Genomic DNA, 3715 nt, shown 5'->3' with positions numbered 1-3715 from the left:
GCATCTCAAAACTTTAGCTTGATTACGTCTAATCATGGTCACAAAACTGATAAAGAAATACGGGCGAAACAATAAACGGTGGCTCATTCACTGGTGCCGCATACCGCCCATGATGAAGTCAGGTCTTATGCTACTGGCGATCGCATCCCTCATCTCGCTAGTCATTGTCGGAACTGATCATGCCCCGCATTTTTTTCAGGGTTGGCAAAATTCAAGCAACAAAGGTACTGTACCTCGTGCTGCTGAAATTGCTCGTTCAACAAAAGTTCAACCTGTTGCACCATCTATCGTTGGCTATCATTCAACTACGCTCACCATTCACGATCGTCAGGGAAACCCAATCCGCTCGTTAACGGATGGTAATCTCATTTCACTTACGGTAGAAATCCCGCAGAAGGCCAATCAGGCAACTCCAGTCACCTTTGAACTGGATTCTCCTGGAAAACGAGTTGCAGGCTGTACGATTTTGCAGGGAAGCAAAAGCTGTAAAACAGAGCCATTCACGGCATTGGGATGGTACTGGTCGCGTGGAAATCCTACACCTAATCGCCATCTCTACGCCAAATCCGATGTGTTCCCGCAAACAGGAATGACAGCAGTGCAGGTGGCCCCTCGCCCTGTTGTGTTGGTGCATGGCTTCTTATCCAGTGCCAGTAATGCCTGGAGTGCTTATACGGGTGCTAACGGAAGGCTAAGTTCGATTGGGCTTTCGGGTTATGCGGTAGGGGATGGTCAAGCAGAGGGAGTCTTGTCCATTGGTGATTTGAAGTCACCAACCAAACGGACGAACACGATCGCTGAAAATGCCCAAGTTCTGAAACAGTATATTGCTGGCATTAAACAAAAAACAGGGTCCGAGCAAGTAGATCTCATTGCTCATAGCATGGGTGGCTTGATCTCACGCTATTACATCGATCGCCTGATGGAAGAACGCGACGTAGCTCAATTGATTATGGTTGCATCTCCTCACGGGGGCTCAAACTGTGCGAATTTACCAGCCGCACTCGGCTTTTATCTGCCTGCAACGCTGGAGCTACGTCCCACTTATATAAACCATATCTTTAACCCGCAAATTACCCATCGACGTGGTGTTCCTTTCTACCTATTTGCAGGAAATCCGATTATTGAGGCGTTCAAAGCACCCTGCACCAACGTCCCCAGCGATCTGGTCGTTGACCTCAGCAGTGTGGCAACGATCGGTCAACCCCTGGTCGAGCTGCCCTATCTCCATATCGCGATGAATCGGTCACAAGAGGTTTTTAGAACCTTTGTGGAACCACTGCTTAAACATGAAGTGGATGAGTTTCCAGTTGAACCCGATCCACCCGCGACAAACGATAGTACTAAATTGGCTCAATTCACAAAGATCTTTACTGGACACGTTGCCGCAGGTGATCGCAAGCGCGTTACGATTCATCTCGATCAAGTCACAATCGCCAGCTTTTCACTCTTTGATCCCACGCGATCGCTTCAGGTTATTGTGCGGGGCGCAAGCGGCAAGGTGATTCCCTTGAGTGCAGACAAACATGGGTACATCACTGTTAATGATCCAACGAGCCTGATTTATTTAGGATACGGATTTAAGAACCCCAAGCCAGGACCCTGGAATGTAACGTTAGTAACCACCGCTAAAACACCAGCAACTGGCGCAGATTACGCGATCGCCGCAAAAGTGGTGGGTGATGCTGCTTTACAAGCTCAAGTGAGCCATCTTTCCCCCAAAATTAACGAACCTATCACGCTTTCAGCCAGCTTGGCTCTCGTCAATCAACCACTCAAAACGGCTGAGATCGAAGCAACCATTCGCCAGCCAGACGGTCACTCAGAAACCTTGAAGTTAACAGGAAACACAGAGAAGCAAGTAACCTGGAGACCTTTTAAGCCAGGCACCTATGGCATTGATGTTGCAGCACGCGACTTCACCCTGGACGGCAAACTCATTGAACGAACTACATTTCTGGCGGTTGAAGTTCAGCCCTCTTTTAGTAAAGGCTGGTGGAGCCTTATCAGCCTCATTGCAGCGTTTGGAATTGGAATACGGCTGCTCATAGTTCAGGGCAGAAAAAAGAAACGGAGGGAAATGAGAAATCAGTAATGGTGCAGAGATGAACTCCACACCTCCTTTTTCACAACCTATTTGTGAACGCCTTGATGACTAATGATTAATTGCTTAACTGATCAACAGGAGACACTATGCAACAAACAAGCTCAGATCAATCCTCTCTGTTTCCCCGTGTCCATTGGGCGATCGCTATAGGTGTCAGTTCAGCAATCATAATGGCTGCTGGAACCATGTACTATACGCAATCTCAATCCACCTCCACATCACCCTCTCTCGTGGAGACAGCTACACAACCTACAAAAGTCAATGCATTGGGACGACTAGAACCGCAAGGAGAAGTCATTCAAGTCTCTGAGCCGTCCGGGCAGGGTGGTGCTTATCGAATTGATGAACTATGGGCTAAAGTGGGTGATCGCGTTAATGCAGGTCAGATTATTGCTATTTTAGATTCTCGCGATCGCTTGCAAAGTGAGTTAGGTGAGGCTCAGGAGCAGGTCAAGGTGGCTCAGGCAAGGTTAAACCAAGTCAAAGCAGGCGCACAGCAAGGAGAGATTGCAGCCCAACAAGCCACCATTGCTCGATTAGAAGCACAGCTTAATGGAGAAATGGAGACTCAACGCGCCACGATCGCCCGCTTTGAGGCAGAGCTGCAAAATGCAGATGTGGAATATCAACGTCATCGAGACCTGCATCAAAATGGAGCGATTTCTGCATCTGTGCTAGACAGCAAATCACTCGTGCTAAAAACAGCTCAACAACGGGTTAATGAAGCACGAGCCGCACTCGATCGCACGATTCAAACCCTACAACAACAGATTCAGGAATCAAAAGCCACATTGGGTCAGATTGCTGAAGTTCGTCCAACTGATATTGCTGCTGCCCAAGCTGAAGTGAATCGAGCGATCGCAGCTACAGCAAGGGCACAAGCACAATTAAATCATGCATTTATTCGTGCTCCTAAAGCAGGTCGTATTCTTCGAATTCACACTCATATCGGAGAAGCAGTCGGCCCAGAAGGCATTGTGGAATTAGGGAACACCGAGCAAATGTATGCGGTTGCTGAAGTGTATGAAGGAGATATTGGCAAAGTTCGGGTTGGTCAAGCTGCAATCGTTACAGCCGATTCAATCAAAGAACCGCTGCATGGAACCGTTGAGCAGCTCGGTTGGACGATCGCCAAACAGGATGTTCTCAATAGCGATCCAACCGCCACAACCGATGCCAGAATCGTTGAGGTCAAAATTCGATTGGACAAAGCATCCAGTGGACGTGTAGCACAATTGACCAATTTACAAGTTGCTGTGGAGATTAGGCAATGAAAAAGCGATCGATTCCCCTCGCCTGGCTTCAGCTAATCCGTCAGAAAGGACGATTTTTTGTTGCCTTATCTGGAATTGCGTTTGCCGACATTCTCATGTTGATGCAGCTTGGATTTGAGTCTGCCCTGTATGACAGTAATACTCGCTTACACCAAAATCTCAATGCAGATGTTGTTCTGATCAGTCCCCAGGCTCGCAATTTAGCAAACATGGCAACCTTCTCCCGTCGTCGTTTGTTTCAAGCTGCCAGCTTGCCGGAAGTGGAATCAGCAACTCCTCTGTATGTTGCTTTTGCAGATTGGAAAAATCCGCAAACCCGCAGCCAAAATGCCAT

General features: G+C 48.0%; 2 protein-coding genes and 1 pseudogene. All 3 read left to right on the top strand.

Translation table 11 applies throughout. The features are described 5' to 3' along the window. The first annotated feature begins 109 nt into the window (after nucleotides 1-109). On the top strand, nucleotides 110-2095 hold the full coding sequence (locus H6F80_RS05735) for an esterase/lipase family protein (RefSeq protein WP_206755039.1): 1986 nt from the start codon (nucleotides 110-112) through the stop codon (nucleotides 2093-2095). Between the two features lie 98 nt (nucleotides 2096-2193). Next, complete coding sequence (locus H6F80_RS05730) at nucleotides 2194-3381, top strand: ABC exporter membrane fusion protein (RefSeq protein WP_190790634.1); 1188 nt, start codon at nucleotides 2194-2196, stop codon at nucleotides 3379-3381. Then, nucleotides 3378-3715 (top strand): annotated as a pseudogene (locus H6F80_RS05725) (ABC transporter); the annotation flags it as partial. The gene H6F80_RS05730 and the pseudogene H6F80_RS05725, both read left to right, overlap by 4 nt.

The sequence above is a fragment of the Leptolyngbya sp. FACHB-711 genome (assembly GCF_014695615.1).
GTDB lineage: Bacteria > Cyanobacteriota > Cyanobacteriia > Elainellales > Elainellaceae > Leptolyngbya_A.
Note: the sequence above shows the minus strand (reverse complement) of the source record. Positions and strands in the feature narration are given on the sequence as shown.